Annotated in this window: 17 protein-coding genes and 3 rRNA genes; 1 reads left to right on the top strand and 19 read right to left on the bottom strand. The window is 68.4% G+C overall.

Features of this window, described 5'->3' with window-relative positions; translation table 11 throughout:
* Nucleotides 1-19: 19 nt before the first annotated feature.
* The 6 genes from recN to OG494_RS04815 all read right to left on the bottom strand — a co-directional run bounded on the left by recN (nt 20) and on the right by OG494_RS04815 (nt 6034).
* Nucleotides 20-1798 carry a DNA repair protein RecN gene (gene recN / locus OG494_RS04840; protein WP_328452333.1) on the bottom strand — a complete coding sequence of 593 codons (1779 nt, stop codon included), beginning with the start codon at nt 1796-1798 and terminating at the stop codon, nt 20-22.
* Nucleotides 1799-1897: 99 nt separating this feature from the next.
* Nucleotides 1898-2824: an NAD kinase gene (locus tag OG494_RS04835; protein ID WP_328452331.1), complete on the bottom strand. Its 927-nt coding sequence runs from the start codon at nt 2822-2824 to the stop codon at nt 1898-1900.
* On the bottom strand, nt 2821-3654 hold the full coding sequence (locus tag OG494_RS04830) for a TlyA family RNA methyltransferase (RefSeq protein WP_328452329.1): 834 nt from the start codon (nt 3652-3654) through the stop codon (nt 2821-2823). The genes OG494_RS04835 and OG494_RS04830 overlap by 4 nt, the downstream gene beginning before the upstream one ends.
* Nucleotides 3655-3658: 4 nt before the next feature.
* Nucleotides 3659-3856: a hypothetical protein gene (locus OG494_RS04825; RefSeq protein WP_323325788.1), complete on the bottom strand. Its 198-nt coding sequence runs from the start codon at nt 3854-3856 to the stop codon at nt 3659-3661.
* Between the two features lie 17 nt (nt 3857-3873).
* Nucleotides 3874-4863: an HAD-IIA family hydrolase gene (locus OG494_RS04820; protein WP_328452324.1), complete on the bottom strand. Its 990-nt coding sequence runs from the start codon at nt 4861-4863 to the stop codon at nt 3874-3876.
* Nucleotides 4856-6034 carry a hypothetical protein gene (locus OG494_RS04815; protein WP_328452322.1) on the bottom strand — a complete coding sequence of 393 codons (1179 nt, stop codon included), beginning with the start codon at nt 6032-6034 and terminating at the stop codon, nt 4856-4858. The genes OG494_RS04820 and OG494_RS04815 overlap by 8 nt, the downstream gene beginning before the upstream one ends.
* Here OG494_RS04815 and OG494_RS04810 point away from each other — a divergent pair.
* Nucleotides 5999-7528: a hypothetical protein gene (locus OG494_RS04810; RefSeq protein ID WP_328452320.1), complete on the top strand. Its 1530-nt coding sequence runs from the start codon at nt 5999-6001 to the stop codon at nt 7526-7528. The genes OG494_RS04815 and OG494_RS04810 overlap by 36 nt on opposite strands.
* A gap of 119 nt (nt 7529-7647) precedes the next feature.
* Here the strand turns inward: OG494_RS04810 and rrf are convergent.
* From rrf to argC, 13 genes are all read right to left on the bottom strand, one after another.
* Nucleotides 7648-7764 (bottom strand): 5S ribosomal RNA (gene rrf, locus OG494_RS04805).
* An 83-nt stretch (nt 7765-7847) separates the two neighbouring features.
* Nucleotides 7848-10968, bottom strand: a 23S ribosomal RNA gene (locus OG494_RS04800).
* A 331-nt stretch (nt 10969-11299) separates the two neighbouring features.
* A 16S ribosomal RNA gene (locus OG494_RS04795) occupies nt 11300-12815 on the bottom strand.
* The 16S, 23S and 5S rRNA genes sit together here, the layout of an rRNA operon.
* A gap of 341 nt (nt 12816-13156) precedes the next feature.
* Complete coding sequence (gene tyrS / locus OG494_RS04790) at nt 13157-14431, bottom strand: tyrosine--tRNA ligase (RefSeq protein WP_328452318.1); 1275 nt, start codon at nt 14429-14431, stop codon at nt 13157-13159.
* Nucleotides 14432-14463: 32 nt separating this feature from the next.
* Complete coding sequence (locus tag OG494_RS04785; protein ID WP_328452316.1) at nt 14464-15102, bottom strand: DNA-3-methyladenine glycosylase; 639 nt, start codon at nt 15100-15102, stop codon at nt 14464-14466.
* A 75-nt stretch (nt 15103-15177) separates the two neighbouring features.
* On the bottom strand, nt 15178-16593 hold the full coding sequence (gene argH, locus OG494_RS04780; RefSeq protein WP_328452314.1) for an argininosuccinate lyase: 1416 nt from the start codon (nt 16591-16593) through the stop codon (nt 15178-15180).
* Between the two features lie 37 nt (nt 16594-16630).
* Complete coding sequence (locus OG494_RS04775; protein WP_328452312.1) at nt 16631-17527, bottom strand: argininosuccinate synthase domain-containing protein; 897 nt, start codon at nt 17525-17527, stop codon at nt 16631-16633.
* Nucleotides 17524-18036, bottom strand: a complete 513-nt coding sequence (locus OG494_RS04770) for an arginine repressor (protein ID WP_247054004.1) — start codon at nt 18034-18036, stop codon at nt 17524-17526. Before OG494_RS04770 ends, OG494_RS04775 begins: the two co-directional genes overlap by 4 nt.
* Nucleotides 18033-18974, bottom strand: coding sequence for an ornithine carbamoyltransferase (gene argF / locus OG494_RS04765; RefSeq protein ID WP_328452308.1), 942 nt, complete (start codon nt 18972-18974; stop codon nt 18033-18035). Before argF ends, OG494_RS04770 begins: the two co-directional genes overlap by 4 nt.
* Nucleotides 18974-20176: an acetylornithine transaminase gene (locus tag OG494_RS04760; protein ID WP_328452306.1), complete on the bottom strand. Its 1203-nt coding sequence runs from the start codon at nt 20174-20176 to the stop codon at nt 18974-18976. The genes argF and OG494_RS04760 overlap by 1 nt, the downstream gene beginning before the upstream one ends.
* A complete protein-coding gene (argB, locus tag OG494_RS04755) occupies nt 20173-21093 on the bottom strand; it encodes an acetylglutamate kinase (protein ID WP_328452304.1) in 921 nt (306 codons plus the stop codon). The genes OG494_RS04760 and argB overlap by 4 nt, the downstream gene beginning before the upstream one ends.
* A complete protein-coding gene (gene argJ / locus OG494_RS04750) occupies nt 21090-22250 on the bottom strand; it encodes a bifunctional glutamate N-acetyltransferase/amino-acid acetyltransferase ArgJ (RefSeq protein WP_328452302.1) in 1161 nt (386 codons plus the stop codon). The genes argB and argJ overlap by 4 nt, the downstream gene beginning before the upstream one ends.
* Entirely contained in the window at nt 22247-23275 is a 1029-nt protein-coding gene (gene argC, locus OG494_RS04745; protein WP_328452300.1) for an N-acetyl-gamma-glutamyl-phosphate reductase, read from the bottom strand. Before argC ends, argJ begins: the two co-directional genes overlap by 4 nt.
* Nucleotides 23276-23287 lie beyond the last annotated feature (12 nt).

Raw genomic sequence — 23287 nt, 5'->3', positions numbered from 1 at the left:
GCGCCGGTGCCCCACCCCGCTACTTCTTCTTGGCCCGCTTGCGTTTCGGCTCGAACTCGGTCTTGTCCTTCTCGGCCGTCGCCAGGAGTTCCTCCGCGTGCGCGCGGCCGGTTTCGTTGTCCATGCCGGCGAGCATCCGGGCCAGCTCGCTGACCCGCTCGGCCGGCGCGAGGTTCTTCACGCCGCTGCGCGTCACCCCGCCCTTGTGGCCCTTGTCCACCACCAGGTGCTGATCGGCGAACGCGGCCACCTGCGGCAGGTGCGTGACCACCAGGACCTGGTGGGTCCGCGCGAGCCGCGCCAGCCGGCGGCCGATCTCGATCGCCGCGCGGCCGCCGACCCCGGCGTCGACCTCGTCGAACACCAGCGTCTGCACCGTGTCGGCGTGCGCGAGGACGACCTCGATCGCCAGCATCACCCGCGACAGCTCACCACCCGACGCGGCCTTGTGCACCGGCAGCGGCGGCGCGCCGTCGTGGGCCCGCAGCAGCAGCTCGACGTCGTCGATGCCGTCCGCACCGGCGTGCACCGCGTGGCCGTCGATGGCCAGCGCGTGCGTGTCGCCGTGCTCGGCCGGACGCTGCTCGACCGTCACCTCGATCGCGGCCTGGCCCATCGCCAGGCCGGACAGCTCCCGGGTGATCTCCGCCGCCAGCTCGGCCGCTGCCTTCTCGCGCGCCGCCGAGACGTCGACGGCGTGCGTGGCCAGCTGCACCGCGAGCTGATCGCGGCGCAGCGCCAGCTCGGCCAGCGCCTCTTCCGAGGTGTCCATGGTTTCCAGGCGGCGCCGGGCGTCGTCGGCCCAGGCGAGCACCCCGTCGACGTCCGCCGCGTACTTGCGGGTCAGCCGCTTGAGGTCGCCCTGGCGGGCCAGCACCTTCTCCAGCAGCGCCGGGTCGGCGTCGAGCGTCTCGACGTACCCGCCGAGCTCGGCCCCGACGTCGGCCAGCAGCACCGTCGCCTCTTCCAGCCGCGGTGCCAGCTCGCGCAGCACGGCGTCTTCCGACGTCGACAACCGCCGCAGCGCTTCGGAAACCAGGCCCATGGCGCCCGGCGTGTCCGGATCGCCTTCCGCCGAACCGGACACGGCGACGTGCGCCTCGGTCGCGGCCGCCCGCAGCTCGTCGGCCGCGGCGAGCCGCTTGATCTGCGCGGTGAGCTCGACGTCCTCGCCCGGCTCCGGGACGACCGCGTCGATCTCGGTCAGCCCGTGCTTGAGCAGGTCCGCCTGCTGGGCCATCTCACGGGAGCGGGTGGACCGCTCGGTCAGCTCGGCGATCACCGCCAGCCACTCCGACCGGATCTCCTGGTAGGCCCGCAGCGGCTTGGTGACGGCGTCACCGGCGAACCGGTCGATCACCGCGCGCTGCTCGGCCGGGCGCAGCAGCCGCAGCTGATCGTTCTGCCCGTGCACCGCGATCAGCTGTTCGGACAGCTCCGCGAGCACGCCGACCGGCACCGACCGGCCACCCAGGTGAGCCCGGGACCGGCCGTCGACGGCGATGGCGCGCAGCGCGATGACACTGCCGTCCTCGTCCACGTCGGCACCGGAGTCGGTGACGATCCGCTCGGCGCCTTCGACGCCCGAATAGGTGAACCGTCCTTCCACGAACGCCTTGAGCATCCCCGTTCGCACCTTCGAGACCTCGGCCCGGCCTCCGGAGAGCAGGTGCAGCCCGGTGACGACCATGGTCTTCCCGGCACCCGTCTCACCGGTGACGACGGTGAAGCCCGCGTGCAGTTCCAGCAGGGCGTCCTCGATGACTCCGAGGCCCTGGATGCGCATCTCGGCCAGCACGCCGCCTACCGTAGCGGCCCCCACCGACACTTCGCGCACCCGGCGGCCCGGCGAGTCGCCGATATGTTCGAATCAAGCGCCGAGCGGCCCGTTCGCGCCCTATTCGTTCGGGCGGGCGTGCCGCTCGCGCCAGCTCTTCACCGGCAACGCGAACTTCTGCACCAGGCGATCGGTGAACGGGCCGTCCCACAACCGGACCAGCCGCACCGGCGTGCCGCCGCAGGTGACCCGCACCCGGGCGCCCGGCGGCAGGTCCTGGCTGCGGGTGCCGTCGCAGGTCAGGACCGCGGACGAGCCGTCCGGGTCGATCCCGACGGTGATCACCGAGTCACGCGAGACGACCAGCGGCCGGGAGAACATCGCGTGCGCGTTGCTCGGCACGACCAGCAGCGCCTGCACGTCCGGCCAGATGATCGGGCCGCCCGCCGAAAACGCGTACGCCGTCGAACCGGTCGGTGTGGCGCACAGCACACCGTCGCAGCCGAACGCCGAAACCGGCCGCCCGTCGACCTCGATCAGCGCGTCGAGCACCCGCTCGCGCGTGCTCTTCTCGACGCTGGCCTCGTTCAGCGCCCAGGTCCGGCCCAGCTCGGTGCCGCCGTGGGTGACCGTGACGTCGATGGTCATCCGCTCTTCGACCTGGTAGTCGCCGTCGACGACGCGCTGCACCGTGTCGGCCAGCGCGTCCGAGTCGGCCTCCGCGAGGAACCCGACACGGCCCAGGTTCACGCCGAGCACCGGCACCCCGGCCGGGCGCGCCAGTTCGGCCGCGCGCAGCAGCGTGCCGTCGCCACCCAGCACGAACACCAGCTCGACGCCGGCCGCCGGGTTGTCGTCCGGGTCCACGACGGTGCAGGTCGCGCCGACACCGTGCTCGTCCGGGTTGATCAGCGCGCAGACGTCCTGGTCGATGACCCGGATCCGGATCCCGGCCTTCGCGAAGCGGGCCGAAACCTCGCGCGCGGCCTCACCTGTCGCCTCGCGGTCGGGGTGCACCATGAGGAGAACTTCACGTTCGGTGGTCATGCGGGCCCTTCCTCGACGGCGGTTCGGACGAGCCGCTCGGCCTCAGACCTGTCTACCGCGTCCACTGTGGACTCGGCCACGTGTTCTTTCCTGAGCCACACGAAGTACTCGACGTTCCCGGACGGCCCGGGCAGCGGGCTGGCGGTCACCCCGCGCAGCGAGAGGCCCAGTTTCGCGGCTTCGTCGAGCACCCCGAGCACCGACTCGGCACGCAGCTGCGGGTCGCGGACGACACCTCCGCTACCCAGCCGGTCCTTGCCCACTTCGAACTGGGGCTTCACCATCGGCACCAGATCGGCGCCTTCACGCACGCAGTCGACGAGCGCGGGCAGCACGAGCTTGAGCGAGATGAACGAGAGATCGCCGACCACCAGGTCGACCGGGCCGCCGAGGTCTTCGGGCGTGAGGTTGCGGACGTTGGTGCGGTCCAGCACCACGACCCGCTCGTCGGTGCGGATCCGCCAGTCGAGCAGGCCACGGCCGACGTCGGCGGCGATCACGGTCGCGGCGCCGGCGCGCAGCAGCACGTCGGTGAAGCCGCCGGTGGACGCGCCGGCGTCCAGGCAGCGCTTGCCTTCGACGCCGAGCCCGAGCGGGGTGAACGCCTCGAGCGCGCCGAGCAGCTTGTGCGCGCCGCGCGAGGCCCAGCCGGGGTCGTCTTCGTCCTTGACGACGATGGGCGCGTCGTTCTCCACACCGGTGGCGGGCTTGGACGCGACCATCCCGCGCACGGTGACCTTGCCGCCGGTGATCAGGGCGGAGGCCTGCTCACGGGAGCGGGCGAGGCCGCGCCGGACCAGTTCCGCGTCGAGGCGGGCCCGTTTGGGCACCGGTTCAGACCTTGTCGATGCTGGACAGGGCCACGGTCAGCTCGGTGTGCACGGCGTCGAAGCGCTCGACGTGCTCGGTGAGCGGAAGCGCGTCCAGGTCGTCCAGGCCGGCGACGGCCTCGTCGATGCCGGCCCGCGGGTCGGTCTGCTCGGAGAACGAGCCGGGCGGCGGTCCCGGGACGGGGTACGGGTGATCCTGCACGTCACAAACGGTATCAGTCAGGCCAGTCCGAGCCGCGCCAGCGCGGCCTTCGCGGCTTCGCCGCCGGCCTGGACCGTCGTCTTGCCGGACTCCCACGCCGTGTGGCAGAGCGCCCGGAGCAGGTCCAGGTCGGCACCTTCGCCGTCGACGGTGAGGACGTCGTCCCCGGCATCGACCGACCAGCCCGGCCGGGGCCCGATCTTCAGTTCTCCGAGAGTGGACGTGAGCGCGGTGAGGTCGGCCGCGAGGTAGGTGCCACGCTCGGCCGGGACGGCTTCGACCAGCTGCTTCGGCGTCGCGACCCCGGAGAGCACGACCAGCGAGTCGACGCCCGCGGCGACCGCGCCGGCGATGTCGGTGTCGAGCCGGTCGCCGACGACGAGCGGATGCTCGGCACCGGCCGACTTCGCCGCGGTCTCGAACAACAGCGGCTCCGGCTTTCCGGCGACCAGGGGTTCGACGTCGGTGGCGGTCCGCAGCGCGGCGACCATCGAGCCGTTGCCCGGCAGCAGGCCCCGCTCGCTGGGCAGCGTCGCGTCGACGTTGCAGGCCACCCACAGCGCACCCGCCCGGATGGCCAGGCACGCCTCGGCGAGCGCGGCCCAGGTGTTGTCGGGCGAGTGCCCCTGCACGACGGCCTGGACGCTCTCGGCGTTCTCCCGGACGGGCGTGAGCCCGGCCCGCGAGACCTCGGCCGCGAGCGACCCGGTGCCCACGACGAGCACCTCGGCCCCCGGCTCGAGCCGTTCCCGCAGGAGCACGGCACCGGCCTGGGCGCTGGTGTGCACCTCGCCGACGTCGGCGGGCATGCCGAGGCCGACGAGGTGCTCGACGACCTCGGCCGGAGCCTTGGACGCGTTGTTCGTCACGAACCGCACGGGCGTGCCGTGATCACGAGCGGCCTTGACGGTCTCCGGGGCACCCGGGATCACCTGGGTGCCGTGGTAGACGGTGCCGTCGAGATCGAACAGGACGGCGTCGTAGGCCGCCAGCAGGGCGTCAGTCATCCGACTTGTCGGTGACGCCCGGCTCATCGCCTTCGGCCTTGGCCTGCTCGGGGGCATCGGTGACCTCGGCAGTGGTGGCAACCTTCGCCGCCTCGGTCGTCTTGACCGCGTCGGCCGTCTCGGCCGCGGCTGCCTTTGCCGGCTCGTCTGCCTTGGCCGGCTCAGCCGCGTCGGTCGTCGCCGCTTCCTTCGCCGGCTCGTTCGCCTGGGTTGCCTCAGCCGGCTTGTCCGCCTTGGCTACTTCGGCCGGCTCGGTTGCCTCAGCGGTCTTGGCCGCCTCGGTCGCCTTCGCCGGCTCGGTCGCCTTCGCTGCCTCGGTCGCCTTCGCCTCGGTCGACGGCGTCGCCTTGACCGGCTCGTCGTCGGTCTTCGCGGGCTCGGTCGTCTTGGCTGCCTTGGCCGGCTCGATCCCTTCGTTCGAGAGGTCCGCGGCACGCTCGGCCGCGTCGGTCTCGTCGTCGGTGTCGGCGTCGGCCGCGTTGAGGAACCAGCGGATGGCCTCGTCCTTGCGCTCCGCCGCCACCAGGTTGTCGGCGTAGGCGTAGAAGAGCCGCGCGCTCCACGGGTCGCGCTTCCCGGCCTTGAGGTCCGCCCCCTGCAGGGAGACGACCGCGGCGTCGATCTGCCCGAGGTCCCGGCGCGCCCCGGCCGCGACGATCGCGAGCTCGACCTGGGTGGCCTTCGCCAGCTTCGCCGTGTCGACCTCCTTCGCGAGGTCCAAGGCCCGCTCGGGCCGGCCCAGCGCGCGTTCGGCGTCGGCGATGATGGCGATGTGGTCGTCGCTGCGGGTCATCCGGCGGACGGCACGCAGTTCCGACAGCGCCTCCGCCCAGTTGCCGGAGTGGTAGGCCACCAGGCCGAGCGCTTCCCGCACGATCGGCACGCGCGAGGCCTTGGCCTTGGCGTACTTGGCGTGCTCGAGCGCGGCCTCGGGGTCGCTGTCCAGCAGGCCACCGGCCGCGACGAGGTGCTTCCCGACCGTCTCGGCCAGCGCCTTCGGCAGCGTCCTCAGCTCGCGGCGGGCTTCCTCGTCGAGGTCGGAGAACTCGATACCGTCGGGCAGCTCCGGCGCCTCCAGGAGCTCCCTCGCGATGGCCTCGTCGTCGAGCGAGGTGGCACCGGGCCGCGGGTTGCGGTGGACGCTGTCCTTGCGCTCGAACTCCCGGCGCACGGGACGGTCCTTGCGGTCACCGTGGTCGCGCGCCGGCCGCTTGTCGCCGCGGGTGTTGTCGAACGGCTTGCCACTGCCGCGCTCGTCCCGGCCACCGGAGTCGCGCGAACCCCCGCGGTTGTCGTCCCGGCCCTGGTAACCACCGGTGCGACGGTTCTCGTCACGCCCCTGATAACCACCGGGCTTGCGATCGTCGTCCCGGCGCTGGTAGCTGCCGGATTCCCGGGAAGTCCCGGGCTTGCGGTCGTCATCGCGACGCTGGTAGCTGCCACGGTCGCCACGCGAGTCGTCCCGCCGGTCGGCTCCGCCGCGGTAGCCGCCGGAGCGCTCACCGCGAGAGTCGTTGCCGCCGCCACCGGAGCGGGCACCACCGGAGTCGTCACGGCGTTCGTAACTGCCGCGACCCCGGTCGTCCGAACGGGAGGCACCGCGGTCGTCGTCGCGACGGGGGTAGCTGCTCTTGCGGTCGTCCGAGCGGAAACCGCCGGTCCGCGAACCACGGTCGTCGGAACGCGGAGCACTGGACCGAGCACCCTTGTCGTAACCACCGCGGCCACGGTCGTCGGAGCGGGGCGCGCGGTCGTCGTCACGACGCTGGTAACCGCCCTTGCCGCGGTCATCCGAACGCGGGCCACCGCTGCGCGAACCACGGTCGTCATCACGACGGGGGTAGCTGCTCTTACCGCGATCGTCGGAACGGAAACCACCGGTACGCGAACCACGGTCGTCGTCACGACGCTCGTAACCACCCTTGCCGCGGTCATCCGAACGCGGACCACCGGTACGGGAGCCACGGTCGTCATCACGACGGGGATAACTGCTCTTACCGCGATCGTCGGAACGGAAACCGCCGGTACGGGGACCACGGTCGTCATCACGACGGGTCGAGCCGCCGCGATCGTCCGAGCGGAAACCACCCGTACGGGGGCCGCGGTCGTCGTCGCGCCGGCCCGAACCGCTGCTGCGGTCTTCCCAGCGCGGCTTGCGGTCGCCGTACGACGACTTGCCCTGCGGACGGCCGCCGCTCGGCCGACCGCCACGGTCGTCCGAGCCGCCGCCCGACCGGCTGCTCGAGCCTTCGTAGCGCCCGCCGGAACGGTTGCCGCCACGATCGTCGGACCGGCCGCCACTGCTACCCGAACGGGCGGGCCCGCCGGAGAAGCGGGTACCGCCACTGGGCCGGCCGCCACGGTCACGGGAGTCACCGGAGTCGCCGCGGTAGCCACCGCGGTCACTCGACGTACGACTGCTGTCACGGCTCTGACCTGCGTATCCTCCACGCTGATCGCGGTCGCGGGGGCCGTCGGCGCCGCGGAACGGCTTGCCGCCGCCGCGCACACCTTGGTCATCACGGCGAGGCCGGCCCTGGTAACCACCATCGCGGCCGCCTCGGTCCTGCCGGGCACCGCCCTGCGGGTTTCCCCGGGGTGCGTCCGACCGGCTCCGGGAGCCTTCGTCCCGGCGTGCCGACCGGCCGGACCCATCATCGCTTGAGTCTCGTCGACCGAACTCGGACACCTGGCCTCCTGCCGTGGAAAATCTTGGTCTGGACATACGCGTACGGCCCGCTAGGGCAGCCAACTGGCTATCCTAACGGGCCGTACGGAAGGTAAGTTCGGCGGTGTCCTACTCTCCCACAACCCTTCGGTTGCAGTACCATCGGCGCTGTCAAGCTTAGCTTCCGGGTTCGGAATGGGACCGGGCGTTTCCCTGACGCTAAAACCACCGAAACACTACGAAACAACCACACCCCCCAAAAAACAGGGAGCCGTGTGGTGTCTCAGAAACCGTAGAGTGGATGCGTAACACCTTCGTAGACAAGTCCTCGGCCTATTAGTACCAGTCAACTCGACAACACATTACTGTGCTTCCATATCTGGCCTATCAACCCAATGGTCTATTGGGGGCCTTAACCCACAAAGGGTGGGATACCTCATCTTGGAACAGGCTTCCCGCTTAGATGCCTTCAGCGGTTATCCCTTCCGAACGTGGCCAACCAGCCATGCCCCTGGCGGGACAACTGGCACACCAGAGGTTCGTCCGTCCCGGTCCTCTCGTACTAGGGACAGCCTTCCTCAAGTATCCTACGCGCGCGGCGGATAGGGACCGAACTGTCTCACGACGTTCTAAACCCAGCTCGCGTGCCGCTTTAATGGGCGAACAGCCCAACCCTTGGGACCTACTCCGGCCCCAGGATGCGACGAGCCGACATCGAGGTGCCAAACCATGCCGTCGATATGGACTCTTGGGCAAGATCAGCCTGTTATCCCCGGGGTACCTTTTATCCGTTGAGCGACACCCCTTCCACCAGGTGGTGCCGGATCACTAGTCCCGACTTTCGTCCCTGCTCGACATGTCTGTCTCACAGTCAAGCTCCCTTGTGCACTTGCACTCAACACCTGATTGCCAACCAGGCTGAGGGAACCTTTGGGCGCCTCCGTTACTCTTTAGGAGGCAACCGCCCCAGTTAAACTACCCATCAGGCACTGTCCCTGAACCAGATCATGGCCCGAGGTTCAGATTCCCAATTCGACCAGAGTGGTATTTCAACAACGACTCCACAGTAACTAGCGTCACCGCTTCACAGTCTCCCACCTATCCTACACAAGCCGAACCGAAAACCAATACCAAACTATAGTAAAGGTCCCGGGGTCTTTCCGTCCTGCCGCGCGTAACGAGCATCTTTACTCGTAGTGCAATTTCGCCGGGCCTGTGGTTGAGACAGCCGGAAAGTCGTTACGCCATTCGTGCAGGTCGGAACTTACCCGACAAGGAATTTCGCTACCTTAGGATGGTTATAGTTACCACCGCCGTTTACTGGCGCTTAAATTCTCAGCTTCACCCCCGAAGGGATTAACCGGTCCTCTTAACGTTCCAGCACCGGGCAGGCGTCAGTCCATATACATCGTCTTGCGACTTCGCATGGACCTGTGTTTTTAGTAAACAGTCGCTTTCCGCTGGTCTCTGCGGCCACCCACCCCTAGCCTGTAAAAGGCTTCAGGATGTTTGGCCCCCCTTCTCCCGAAGTTACGGGGGCATTTTGCCGAGTTCCTTAACCACAGTTCACCCGATCGCCTTAGTATTCTCTACCTGACCACCTGTGTTGGTTTGGGGTACGGGCCGTGCATGCACTCACTAGAGGCTTTTCTCGGCAGCATAGGATCACTCTACTTCGCCTCAAACGGCTACGCATCACGTCTCAGCCTTAGTGCCGTGCGGATTTGCCTACACGACGGCCTACACGCTTACACCAGGACAACCATCGCCTGGCGGAGCTACCTTCCTGCGTCACCCCATCGCTTGACTACTACGAAATCAGGTCCCACGCTCCACAACACCAACTCCATCCGAAGACTTCGCCGGCGCGCTTTGGGTGGTTAGTATCAAACGCCTCGTCATGGGCGCACATGCTCGGGTACGGGAATATCAACCCGTTGTCCATCGACTACGCCTGTCGGCCTCGCCTTAGGTCCCGACTTACCCTGGGCGGATTAGCCTGGCCCAGGAACCCTTGGTCATCCGGCGGCAGAGTTTCTCACTCTGCATTCGCTACTCATGCCTGCATTCTCACTCCCACACCCTCCACCGCTAGCTTCCGCCACGGCTTCCCTGGGTGCAGGACGCTCCCCTACCCATCAACACGACTACACAAGGACTTCAAGAGCCCAAGTGGATCTATTGTGTCAATGACACAGCTTCGGCGGTGTGCTTAAGCCCCGCTACATTGTCGGCGCAGGACCACTTGACCAGTGAGCTATTACGCACTCTTTCAAGGGTGGCTGCTTCTAAGCCAACCTCCTGGTTGTCTGGGCAATCCCACATCCTTTCCCACTGAGCACACACTTAGGGGCCTTAGCTGGTGTTCTGGGCTGTTTCCCTCTCGACGACGAAGCTTATCCCCCGCCGTCTCACTGCCGCACTCTCACACCACGGTATTCGGAGTTTGGTTGATTTCGGTAACCCGGTAAGGCCCCTAGACCATCCAGTAGCTCTACCCCCGTGGTGAAACATGCGACGCTGCACCTAAATGCATTTCGGGGAGAACCAGCTATCACGGAGTTTGATTGGCCTTTCACCCCTACCCACAGCTCATCCCCTCAGTTTTCAACCTAAGTGGGTTCGGGCCTCCACGACGTCTTACCGTCGCTTCACCCTGGCCATGGGTAGATCACTCCGCTTCGGGTCTAGACCACGCGACTCAAGCGCCCTATTCAGACTCGCTTTCGCTACGGCTACCCCACACGGGTTAACCTCGCCACGCAGCACTAACTCGCAGGCTCATTCTTCAAAAGGCACGCCATCACCATTACAGCTCTGACGGCTTGTAGGCACACGGTTTCAGGTACTCTTTCACTCCCCTCCCGGGGTACTTTTCATCTTTCCCTCACGGTACTAGTCCGCTATCGGTCTTCAGGAAGTATTTAGGCTTACCGGGTGGTCCCGGCAGATTCACAGCAAATTCCACGAGCTCGCTGCTACTCGGGAGCACCATCACACAACACAAACACAGTTTTCGCGTACGGGGCTCTCACCCACTCCGGCCGCCCATCCCAAGGCGTTCCACTAACCATGCCGCATCATGCCCAGAGTGTCAGCTCTGAGAAGACAGGTCCCACAACACCGACTACACAACCCCTGACAGGTATCACATGCAATCGGTTTAGCCTCTTCCGCTTTCGCTCGCCACTACTCACGGAATCACGGTTGTTTTCTCTTCCTACGGGTACTGAGATGTTTCACTTCCCCGCGTTCCCTCCACACACCCTATATATTCAGGTGCGGGTAACACCACATCACTGGTGCTGGGTTTCCCCATTCGGAAATCCTCGGATCACAGCTCGGTTGACAGCTCCCCGAGGCTTATCGCAGCCTCCTACGTCCTTCATCGGCTCCTGAAGCCAAGACATCCACCATGTGCCCTTAACAACTTGACCACAAAGATGCTCGCATCCACTCTACAGTTCTCAAACACCACACCAGAAACAAACCACATTCCCAGGCTGTGTAAGCCCTAAGGCGTGTTGCCTCAGGACCCAACAGTGTGCATAGCAAACAATCACCCTCCGAGGCGCCGGCTCCTTTTTCCACGATCATCCGAAGATGCTCAGTACTAGAGGAGGCATTGCCAACCAAGAGTGACCATAACCAGTAGTTCCACAATTCCTTGAGCAAGCCCGGCAACACTGCATTCGAGTGTTAAACCGTGCCCACCCCACCACGGTGGTTCCGGGTATCCCGGCCGAGTGGATGTGTTGTGCTCCTTAGAAAGGAGGTGATCCAGCCGCACCTTCCGGTACGGCTACCTTGTTACGACTTCGTCCCAATCGCCAGTCCCACCTTCGACCACTCCCTCCCCGAAGGGTTGGGCCATGGGCTTCGGGTGTTACCGACTTTCATGACGTGACGGGCGGTGTGTACAAGGCCCGGGAACGTATTCACCGCAGCGTTGCTGATCTGCGATTACTAGCGACTCCGACTTCACGCAGTCGAGTTGCAGACTGCGATCCGAACTGAGACCGGCTTTAAGGGATTCGCTCCACCTCGCGGTATCGCAGCCCTCTGTACCAGCCATTGTAGCATGTGTGAAGCCCTGGACATAAGGGGCATGATGACTTGACGTCATCCCCACCTTCCTCCGAGTTGACCCCGGCAGTCTCCCACGAGTCCCCGCCATAACGCGCTGGCAACGTAGGATAAGGGTTGCGCTCGTTGCGGGACTTAACCCAACATCTCACGACACGAGCTGACGACAGCCATGCACCACCTGTACACCAACCACAAGGGAAGCCCCATCTCTGGGGATGTCTGGCGCATGTCAAGCCCAGGTAAGGTTCTTCGCGTTGCATCGAATTAATCCACATGCTCCGCCGCTTGTGCGGGCCCCCGTCAATTCCTTTGAGTTTTAGCCTTGCGGCCGTACTCCCCAGGCGGGGTGCTTAATGCGTTAGCTACGGCACGGACAACGTGGAATGTCGCCCACACCTAGCACCCACCGTTTACAGCGTGGACTACCAGGGTATCTAATCCTGTTCGCTCCCCACGCTTTCGCTCCTCAGCGTCAGTATCGGCCCAGAGACCCGCCTTCGCCACCGGTGTTCCTCCTGATATCTGCGCATTTCACCGCTACACCAGGAATTCCAGTCTCCCCTACCGAACTCAAGTCTGCCCGTATCGACTGCACGCTGAAGGTTAAGCCTCCAGATTTCACAGCCGACGCGACAAACCGCCTACGAGCTCTTTACGCCCAATAAATCCGGACAACGCTTGCACCCTACGTATTACCGCGGCTGCTGGCACGTAGTTAGCCGGTGCTTCTTATCCAGGTACCGTCACTTGCGCTTCGTCCCTGGCGAAAGAGGTTTACAACCCGAAGGCCGTCATCCCTCACGCGGCGTCGCTGCATCAGGCTTTCGCCCATTGTGCAATATTCCCCACTGCTGCCTCCCGTAGGAGTCTGGGCCGTGTCTCAGTCCCAGTGTGGCCGGTCACCCTCTCAGGCCGGCTACCCGTCGTCGCCTTGGTAGGCCATTACCCCACCAACAAGCTGATAGGCCGCGGGTTCATCCTGCACCGCCTGAACTTTCAACAACTCTCCATGCGAAAAGTTGTGATATCCGGTATTAGACCTCGTTTCCAAGGCTTATCCCAGAGTGCAGGGCAGATTACCCACGTGTTACTCACCCGTTCGCCACTAATCCACCCGAAGGCTTCATCGTTCGACTTGCATGTGTTAAGCACGCCGCCAGCGTTCGTCCTGAGCCAGGATCAAACTCTCCATCAATGAATAGTTTAATCGAGGCAAATTAATGCTCTCAAAGGAACCTCATACGAGGTTTCAAAACATAAGCTCTACTGGCTTAGTTCACTAGCACACTGTTGAGTTCTCAAGCAACACACTCTGGAATCACCCACGTTACCCGCGGGCTCAACCTCGGCGATTGTTTCAAGCTATTTTGGTGGGACACCCACTCAATCGCTTCTGCGAGAGCTTGGTTCGTGTCCCCGCCGCCCGGTTTCCCTGGCGACTTGGAGAACTTTACATGGCCTTCCGGGGCCCGAAACAGGGGGGTACCTTAACCGCGTTCCCGCAGGTCAGACCCCTGTTTCGGGCCACGGAGCCGGCTAGCCGCCGAGCGCGACGCCGGCGACGTTGCGCCGGCCCCGGCGGACGACGAGCCACTTGCCGTGGAGCGCGTCCTCCGAAGCGGGCTTCCACTCCTCGTCGGCGATCTTCACGTTGTTCACGTACGCGCCGCCTTCCTTCACCGTGCGACGCGCGGCGCCCTTGCTGTCGACCAGTCCCCCGGCCAGCAGCAGGTCGACGATCGTCGCCTCCCCGGACGAGTCGACCTTCCCGTTCGGGACCTCGGCCATGGCCGCGTCGAGCGTGCGCTCGTCGAGGTCGGCCAGCTCGCCGCGGCCGAACAGGGCCTGGCTGGCGTTGATCACCTGCCGGGTCTGGTCCTCGCCGTGCACCAGGCTGGTGAACTCCTCAGCCAGCCGTTTCTGCGCGGAGCGCAGGTGGGGCCGTTGTTCGGTGTCCTCGGCCAGCGCGGCGATCTCCTCCTGGTCGAGGAACGTGAACATCCGCAGGTAGCGGACCACGTCGGCGTCACCCACGTTGACGAAGTACTGGTACCAGGCGTACGGCGAGGTCATGTCCGGGTCGAGCCACAGGTTGCCGCCGCCGGTGGACTTGCCGAACTTGCGGCCCTCGGCGTCGGTGACCAGCGGCGCGGTCAGCGCGTGCACGCCCGCCCCTTCGGTGCGGCGGATCAGGTCCACCCCGCCGACGAGGTTGCCCCACTGGTCGGACCCGCCGACCTGCAGCTTGCAGCCGTAATGGCGGTAGAGCTGCTGGTAGTCCTGCGACTGCAGGAGCAGGTAGCTGAACTCGGTGTACGACATGCCGTCGCTCTCGAGCCGGCGCTTGACCGTCTCCCGGTTGAGCATGACGTTGATCGAGAAGTGCTTCCCGACGTCGCGCAGGAACTCCAGGACGTTCTGCTGGCCGGTCCAGTTGAGGTTGTTCTCGACGACCGCGCCGATCGGGCTGTCGTCGAAGTCGACGAACCGCTCCAGCTGGCCGCGGATGCGCCCGGCCCACTCGGCGACGACGTCGAGGGTGTTCAGGGTGCGCTCACCGGTGTCCCGCGGGTCGCCGATCATCCCGGTCGCGCCGCCGGCCAGCACGATCGGCCGGTGCCCGGCGCGCTGGAACCGCTTGAGCATGAGCAGCGGGACGAGGTTGCCGGCGTGCAGGCTGGGCGCGGTGGGGTCGAAACCGCAATAGAGCGTCACAGGACCCTGGTCGAGCTCGCGCCGGAGGGCGTCGATGTCGGTGGACTGCGCGATGAGGCCGCGCCAGGACAGCTCGTCGAGGATGTGTTCGCTCACGCCTGTAGATCCTCCCGCACCAGGTCAACCGACTAACTGGCGGGTCGGACCCGGCGCTTCCCGCCGCGGCGGTAGGTGGACACGGCCGCGGAGGCGCCGTCCCAGAACCGCCACGGCGTGTCGATCGCCGTCGCGACGCCGACGCGGGGGCCGACCCGGATCCGTTCGGCCGGTACGCGCTCGCCGACGTACAGCCGCACCGGCGACGCCGGGTCGGTCAGGTCGACGCCGTTCTGCTCACGGTCGACGCGCAGCACGGACGTGAGGATCGCCGGGCCCTTGGCCAGCTCGCCGGTCCCCCGGGCGTTCGGGCGCCGCTTGCGGACGACGTCGAGACCCGAGACGACTTCGCCGGCTCGCAGCAGGACCGCGCCCGGCATGTCCTCGTGGGTGCCGACGACGTTCGCGCAGAAGTGCATCCCGTAGACGAAGTACACGTAGAGGTGCCCCGCGGGACCCCACATGACCGCGTTGCGCGGGGTCCGGCCGCGGTAGCAGTGCGACGCCGGATCGTCCTCGCCGCGGTAGGCCTCGACCTCGACCAGCCGGACGCCGACGGTGCCGTCGGGCCCGGTCGCCTCCAGCACGGACCCGAGCAGCAGGTGGGCCAGGTCGACCGGGTCCAGTGCCAGTTCGGCGCGGGTGAACAACCGGCCTGCGTCGCCGCTCAAGCGTCCCCTCCTCCGGGAAGTCGTGCGCCAGCCCGACGAGCCGGGCCGGCGGTGCCGCCGGCCCGGCTCGTCGGCTCAGTTCAGCCAGTGCCGGGCGGCGGTGACCCGCTCTTCGAGGCGCGCGCGCTGCTCGGCCACGCGGACCGGCGCGGTGCCGCCCCGCGCGTCACGGGACTTCACCGAGCCTTCGACGGTCAGGACCTCCCGCACCGCGGGGGTCAACGCCGGGTTGATCTTCTCGAACTCCTCGTCGGTGAGCTCGTCCAGGCCGACACCGCGCGACTCGGCGACGCGAACGCTCTCGCCCGCCGCCTCGTGCGCGACGCGGAAGGGGATGCCTTGGCGCACCAGCCACTCCGCGATGTCGGTGGCCAGCGTGAACCCGGCCGGGGCCAGCTCGGCGAGCCGGTCGGTGTGGAAGGTCAGGGTGGCGAGCATCCCGGCGATGGCCGGGAACAGGAGCTCGAGCTGCTCGACCGAGTCGAACACCGGCTCCTTGTCCTCCTGCAGGTCCCGGTTGTAGGCCAGCGGCTGCGCCTTCAGCGTCGCCAGCAGGCCGGTGAGGTTGCCGATGAGCCGGCCCGCCTTGCCGCGGGTCAGCTCGGCGACGTCCGGGTTCTTCTTCTGCGGCATGATCGAGCTGCCGGTGGCCCAGGCGTCGTCCAGCGTCACGTAGCCGAACTCGGCGGTGTTCCAGATGATCACCTCTTCGGCGATCCGGGACAGGTTGATCGCCAGCATCGAGACAGCGAAGGCGAACTCGGCGACGAAGTCGCGCGAGGCGGTGCCGTCGATGGAGTTCTCGACGCTGGTCGCGAAGCCGAGCTCCTCGGCGACCGCCTCCGGGTCGAGCCCCAGCGACGAGCCGGCCAGCGCGCCCGAGCCGTACGGCGACTCGGCCGTGCGGGCGTCCCAGTCCTGCAGCCGCGAGACGTCGCGCAGCAGCGCCTGGCCGTGGGCCATCAGGTGGTGCGCGAGCAGCACCGGCTGGGCGTGCTGCAGGTGCGTGCGGCCGGGCAGGATCGCGTCCGGGTGCCGCTTGGCCTGCGAGACCAGCGCGTCGATGATGTCGAGGGTGCCGGCGACGACCCGGCGGGCGGCGTCCCGCAGCCACATCCGGAAGAGGGTCGCCACCTGGTCGTTGCGCGACCGGCCTGCGCGCAGCTTGCCGCCGAGGTCGGTGCCCGCCCGCTCCAGCAGCCCGCGCTCGAGCGCCGTGTGCACGTCCTCGTCGGCGATCGTCGGGGTGAACGCCCCCGAGGCGACGTCCTGGGCGAGGGTGTCCAGCGCGGTCAGCATCCCGGCCAGCTCGTCGCCGGTGAGCAGGCCCGCCTTGCTCAGCACGCGCGCGTGCGCGCGGGACCCGGCGATGTCGTAGGGCGCCAGTCGCCAGTCGAAGTGCGTTGACGCGCTCAGCGCCGCCATGGCCTCCGCCGGACCGCTGGCGAACCGGCCGCCCCACAGCTGCACCGGCTGCTCGTTCCCGCTCACTGTTCTCGCTTCTCCTAGATCTGTTTCCGTGTGTGGTTCAGGCTTGCGCGGTGATCCTGCCGGGCCGCGCGACGTGCTCGGCCGCGGTCTCGTCGGCACGCGGGTCGAGCGCGGTGACGCGGCCGTCGTGCAGCAACAGCCGCACTTCGCCCGAGACCGTCTCCTGCGCTTCGGCGACGAAGCTGTCCAACGCGTGCTTCAGCGGTGAGAACCACTGCCCGTCGCGGACCAGCGTGGTCCATTCGCGGTCGACCTGCCGCTTGAACCGGGCCAGCGCCGGCTCGAGGGTGCCGCTTTCCAGCGCGCGGTGCGCCGTGACCAGCGCGAGCGCGCCCGGAGCCGCGAACGTCCGCCCGTCTTCGGTCCGGTACTTCCCGGCGCCCTGTGCCGCCGCCCGGCGGTTCAGCCTCCGGAGCGCTCCGGCGACCGAAACCGTCTCGCCGTCGACCGCCACCGGTACCCCGCTGTCGAAGGTCACGGTGACCTCCTCCGGGGCGAGGAACTCCCCGTCCGCGGGGAACCGCCACCGGTCCGCGGGTTCGGCCACGTACCCCCAGAGGGTCCGCTCGGCCGCGGGCACGCCGGGCACCGCGAGCACGCGGAGGTCGGGCGCCACGGCGGCCATCCCGGCCGCGAACCGGCGCTCACCGCGCCCGGTGTACCCGTGGGCGACGGTCGTGGCGCCGTGCCGCCGGGCCGCGTCGGCCAGGCGGCGGACGACCGCCGGCCACGCCAGCCCGGTGACGAGCGCGTTGGCCTGGATCGCCGGAAGGCAGTGGTCGTCCGCGAAGGCGGTCACGTCGCGGATCGAGCCGCCGGCCGGCGGGTGGCCGCCGAGGTCGACGGCGAGCGTCACGACCTCGGCTCCGGTCTCCTCGGCGAGCTTCGCGGCCGCGAAGGTGAGCTCCCCACCGGCACCGGCGAGCACGATCATGGCGTTGTCTCGTCTCCGTGTTCTGTGACCGAGCGCTGGGCCAGCGCGGCGAAGCGTTCGGCGAGTTCCTTGCCGGACAACGGTTCCCGGGCGATGACGGCGACCGTGTCGTCACCCGCGATCGAGCCGACGACCTCCTCCAGCGCCGCCCGGTCGATGGCGCTGGCCAGGAACTGCGCCGCGCCCGGCGGGGTCCGCAGGACCATCAGGTTGCCCGACGAGTCGGCCGAGACCATCAGCTCGGCGAGCAGCCGGGACAAGCGTGACGTACCGCCCTGAACCCCGCGGACCGGGCTGCCGTCCTCGGGGATCACGTAGACCGGCGCGCCGGAGTCCGGGCCGCGCAGCTTGACCGCGCCCAGCTCGTCGAGGTCGCGCGACAGCGTCGCCTGGGTGACGTCGATGCCCTCGGCGGCCAGCAGTTTCGCGAGCTCGGTCTGGCTGCGGATGGTCGTGGACGACACCAGCTCGGTGATCCTGGCCTGCCGCCCCACCCGGCTGCTGGTCACGGTCGGCTCTTTTCCGGTCGGCTCTCTTCGAACAGCCAGACCAGCAACGCCTTCTGGGCGTGCAGCCGGTTCTCGGCTTCGTCCCACACCGCACTGGCCGGGCCGTCGAGCACCTCGTCGGTGATCTCCCAGCCGCGGTGCGCCGGCAGGCAGTGGAGCACGATCGCGTCGTCCGCGGCCTTCTTCAGCAGCTCGGTGTTGACCTGGAGGGCGCGGAACGGGCCGATCCGGTCGAGGCCGTCGTTCTCCTGCCCCATCGACGTCCAGGTGTCGGTGACGAGCACGTCGGCCCCGGCCACCGCGTCGTACGGGTCGGTGAACACCGTGGCCGTGCCGCCGGTCTCCTCGCCGCGTGTCTTGGCGTCGAGGATGACCTGCTGGTCGGGTTGGAAGCCGAGCGGCGAGACCACGCGGACGTGCATCCCGGCGGTGACGCCGCCGAGCAGCAGCGAGTGCGCCATGTTGTTGGCGCCGTCGCCCAGGTAGACGAGGGTGAGCCCGGCGAGCTCGCCTTTGCGCTCGCGGATCGTCATCAGGTCGGTGAGCACCTGGCACGGGTGGAACTCGTCGGTCAGCGCGTTGACGACCGGGATCGACGCGGCCGAGGCCATCGCCTCGATGCGCTTCTGCGCGAAGGTCCGCCAGACGATCGCGTCCACGTACCGCGACAGCACGCGCGAAGTGTCCTCGATCGTCTCTTCGCGGCCCAGTTGCATCGACCGGCCGTCGACGATCACCGGGTGCCCGCCGAGCTGGCTGATGCCGACCTCGAACGAGAAGCGGGTACGGGTCGAGTTCTTCTCGAAGATCGCCGTGACGGACTTGCCGGCCAGCGTGCGGTTGGCGAGCGGGTCGGCCTTCAGCGCGTCGGCGAGGTCGAGGATGGCTTTCTGCTCGGCGGGACTGACGTCGTCGTCGCGGAGGAAGTGGCGGGGCATCAGTCGGAGTCCTTCGTGGTGGAGTCGAGCGCGTTCGGGAGGGCGGCGAGGAAGCCCTCGGCCTGACCAGCGTCGAGCACGAGCGGCGGCGCGAGCCGGATCGTGTCCGGGGCGACCGGGTTGACGAGGTAGCCGGCGTCCTGCATCGCCGTGCCGACCACGCCGGAGACCGGCCGGCGCAGCGCGATCCCGAGCAGCAGGCCGCTGCCCCGCACGCCGGCGACCAGCGGGTGGCCGAGCGCCTCGACACCGGCCGCGATGTCCTTGCCCAGCGCGGAGACGTGGTCGAGGAGGTTGTCCGCGGCGATGGTCCGGAGCACGGCCAGGCCGGCCGCGCAGCAGACGGGGTTGCCGCCGAAGGTGGTGCCGTGCTGGCCGGGCTTGAGCAGGTCGGCCGCCGCGCCGACGCCGATCACGGCGCCGAGCGGCAGGCCGCCGCCGAGGCCCTTGGCCAGGGTGATCACGTCCGGCACGATGCCGGCCTGCTGGTAGCCGAACCAGGTGCCGAGCCGGCCGAGACCGGTCTGCACCTCGTCGAGCACCAGCAGCGTGCCGGTGGCCTTGGTGATCTCGCGCGCGGCCTGCAAGTAGCCGTCCGGTGCCGGGATCACGCCGGCCTCGCCGAGCACCGGCTCCAGGAACACGGCCGCGGTGTCGGTGTCGACGGCGGCTTTGAGCGCCGCGACGTCGCCGAACGGCACGTGCTCGACCCCGGGTACCAGTGGTTTGAACGGGTCGCGCTTGCCGGGCTGCCCGGTGAGCGTCAGCGCGCCCATGGTCCGGCCGTGGAACGCGCCTTCGGCCGCGATCACCTTGGTGCGCCCGGTCAGCCGGCTGATCTTCAACGCCGCTTCGTTCGCTTCGGCACCGGAGTTGACGAACAGCACCTTGCCGTTGCCGTGCACGCCGGCCACGTCGAGCAGCGCCTCGGCGAGCTCGACGGCGACCGGGTTGACGTACAGGTTCGACGTGTGGCCGAGCCGCGAGATCTGCTCGGTGACCGCGGCGACGATCGCGGGGTGCGCGTGGCCGAGCGCGTTGACGGCGATGCCGCCGACCAGGTCGACGTACTCCTTGCCGTCGGCGTCCCACACCTTCGCGCCCTCGCCGCGGACGAGCGTCAGTGCGGGGGTGCCGTAGTTGTCCATCAGGGCGGACTTCCAGTGCTGCTGGCCGTCCACATTGGACTTGAGGTCGGTCACGGGAGCTCCGTTTCGGGGAAGACCATGGTGCCGACGCCACGAGAGGTGAAGACCTCCAGCAGCACCGAATGGGCGAGCCTGCCGTCGATCACGTGCGCCCGGCGCACCCCGCCGCGGATGGCGCGCACGCACGCCTCCATCTTCGGGATCATGCCGCTGGCCAGGGTGGGCAGCATCGGTTCGAGGTGGTCGACGCGGATGCGGTCGATCAGCGACGACCGGTCCGGCCAGTCCGCGTACAGGCCTTCGACGTCGGTGAGCACGACGAGCTTTTCGGCGCCCAGCGCGGCCGCCAGCGCGCCGGCGGCGGTGTCGGCGTTGACGTTGTGGACCACGCCGTCGACGTCCGGGGCGACGGTGGACACCACCGGGATGCGCCCGGCGTTGACGATGTCGAGGACCGCGTCCGGGTTGACCTCGGCGACCTCGCCCACCAGGCCGATGTCGACTTGTTCACCGTCCACGGTGGCCTGTTTGCGCTCGGCGGTGAACAGCCGGGCGTCCTCGCCGGAGATGCCGACCGCGTACGGCCCGTGGGCGTTGATCAGCCCGACCAGCTCGCGGCTGACCTGGCCGGTGAGCACCATCCGGACGATGTCCATCGTCTCCGGCGTGGTGACGCGCAGGCCGCCCTTGAACTCGCCGGGCACCCCGAGCCGGTTGAGCATCGCGGTGATCTGCGGGCCGCCGCCGTGCACCACGACCGGACGCAGGCCGGCCAGGCGGAGGAACACCATGTCCTCGGCGAAGGCCGCCTTCAGCTCGTCGTCGATCATGGCGTTGCCGCCGTACTTCACCACCACGGTGGCGCCGTGGAACCGCTGCAGCCACGGCAGCGCCTCGATGAGCACCCCGGCCTTCTCGGCCGCCGTCGCCAGTCTCTCGTCCGCGGAAATCAGGGCCTCCGAGCCGCTCATGAGGAGTACGCGCTGTTCTCTTCGACGTAACCGTGCGAAAGATCGGTGGTGTAGACGGTGGACGTGGCCGGCCCGACTCCCAGGTCGACGACGATCTCGATGGCGCGGCCGGTGAGGTCCGCTTCGGACCGGTCGGCGGCCGGCATCCCCTTCGCGAACAGCGTGACGCCGTTGACCGCGATCGACACGGTCTCCGGGTCGATGCGGGCCGGGACGCGGCCGAGCGCCATGGCGATCCGGCCCCAGTTGGGGTCGGAGCCGAAGAGTGCCGTCTTGACCAGGTTGTCCTCGGCGATCGTGCGGGCGACGGCGATCGCGTCGGCCTCCGACTCCGCGCCCTGGACGGTGATGTCGACGTCCTTCGTCGCGCCTTCGGAGTCGGCGCGCAGCTGGAGCACCAGGTCGTGGCTGACCGCGGTGAGCAGCTCGGTCAGCTCCGCCTCGGTGGGCTCGACGCCGCTCGCGCCGGAAGCCAGGACCAGCACCGTGTCGTTGGTGGACGTGCCGCCGTCGACGTCGAGGCGGTCGAACGTGACGTGGGTGGCCGCGCGCAGGGCGCGGTCGAGGGTTTCCTTGTCCGCCACGGCGTCGGTGGTGAGGACCGAGAGCATCGTGGCGAGGTTCGGGGCGAGCATGCCCGCGCCCTTGGCGAACCCGCCGACGCTCCAGCCGGCGTCGTGCTTCGCGAAGGCCTGCTTCGGTTTCGTGTCGGTGGTCATCACGCCGGTGGCGGCGTTCAGGCCCGCCTCGTCGCTCGCGTCGAGCGCCTTGACGGCCGTGTCCACCCCGGCCAGCACGGCGTCCATCGGCAGCCGTTCGCCGATCAGGCCGGTGGAGCAGACGGCGACCTCGATCGCGCCGGCGCCGAGCACCTCGGCGACCTTCTCGGCCGTGGCGTGGGTGTCCTGGAAGCCGCCGGGACCGGTGGCCGCGTTGGCGCCGCCGGAGTTGAGGACGACGGCCTTGAGCCGCTGCTGCTTGAGCACCTCCTGCGACCACAGCACGGGCGCGGCCTTGATCACGTTGCGCGTGAACACGCCCGCGGCGACGTCGAGCGGGCCGTCGTTGACGACCAGAGTGAAGTCGAGCGCGCCGGACGCCTTGATCCCGGCGGCGATGCCGGCGGCGCGGAAGCCCTGGGGGCCGGTGACGGTCACGGTGCCACTCCTACGGTGGAAAGCCCGGTGGTCTCGGGGAGGCCGAGGGCCAGGTTCATGGACTGGACGGCACCGCCCGCGGTGCCCTTGGTCAGGTTGTCGATGGCGGCGACGACGACCAGGCGCCGTGCGTCGGTGTCGACCGTGACCTGCAGCTGGACGTTGTTCGAGCCGAGCGTCGCGGAAGTGGTCGGCCAGGCGCCTTCGGGCAGGACCTGGACGAACGGCTCCGCGTCGTAGGCCTTTTCGTAGGCCGCGCGGGCCGCGGTCTCGTCGACGCCGTCCTTGAGCGGGGCGCTCGCGGTGGTCAGGATGCCGCGGGGCATCGGCGCGAGGACCGGGGTGAAGGACACGGTGACCTTCTCCCCCGCGACGGCCGAGAGGTTCTGGGCGAACTCCGGGGTGTGGCGGTGGGCGCCGCCGACGCCGTACGCGCTCGCCGAGCCCATCACCTCGGAGCCGAGCAGGTTCGGCTTCAGGCTCTTGCCCGCGCCGGAGGTGCCCGTGACCGCGACGACCGTCACGTCGGGCTCGATCAGGCCGGCGGCCAAGGCCGGCGCGAGGGCGAGCGAGCCGCCGGTCGGGAAGCAGCCCGGTACGGCGACGCGCTTCGTGCCGGTGAGCTTCTCTCGCGCGCCGGGCAGCTCGGGAAGGCCGTACGGCCACTGGCCGGCGTGGTCGCCGCCGTACCAGCGCTGCCAGTCGGCCGGGTCGGCCAGCCGGTGGTCGGCGCCGAGGTCGACCACCAGGACGTCCGGGCCGAGCCGCGCCGCGATCGCGGCGGAATGCCCGTGGGGCAGGGCCAGGAAAACGACGTCGTGGCCGGCCAGGGTCTCCGGCGTCGTCTCCGCCAGGACGCGGTCGGCCAGCGGGACCAGGTGCGGCTGGTGGACGCCGAGCTTCGTGCCGGCGCTGCTGGCCGCCGTGAGCGTGCCGATCTCGACCCCGGGATGGGTCAGCAGCAGGCGCAGGAGTTCGCCACCCGCGTACCCGCTGGCTCCGGCCACCGCGATGTTCACCGTCATACGCATGATTAT

This window comes from Amycolatopsis sp. NBC_00438 (assembly GCF_036026695.1).
Taxonomy (GTDB): Bacteria; Actinomycetota; Actinomycetes; order Mycobacteriales; family Pseudonocardiaceae; genus Amycolatopsis.
Note: the sequence above shows the minus strand (reverse complement) of the source record. Positions and strands in the feature narration are given on the sequence as shown.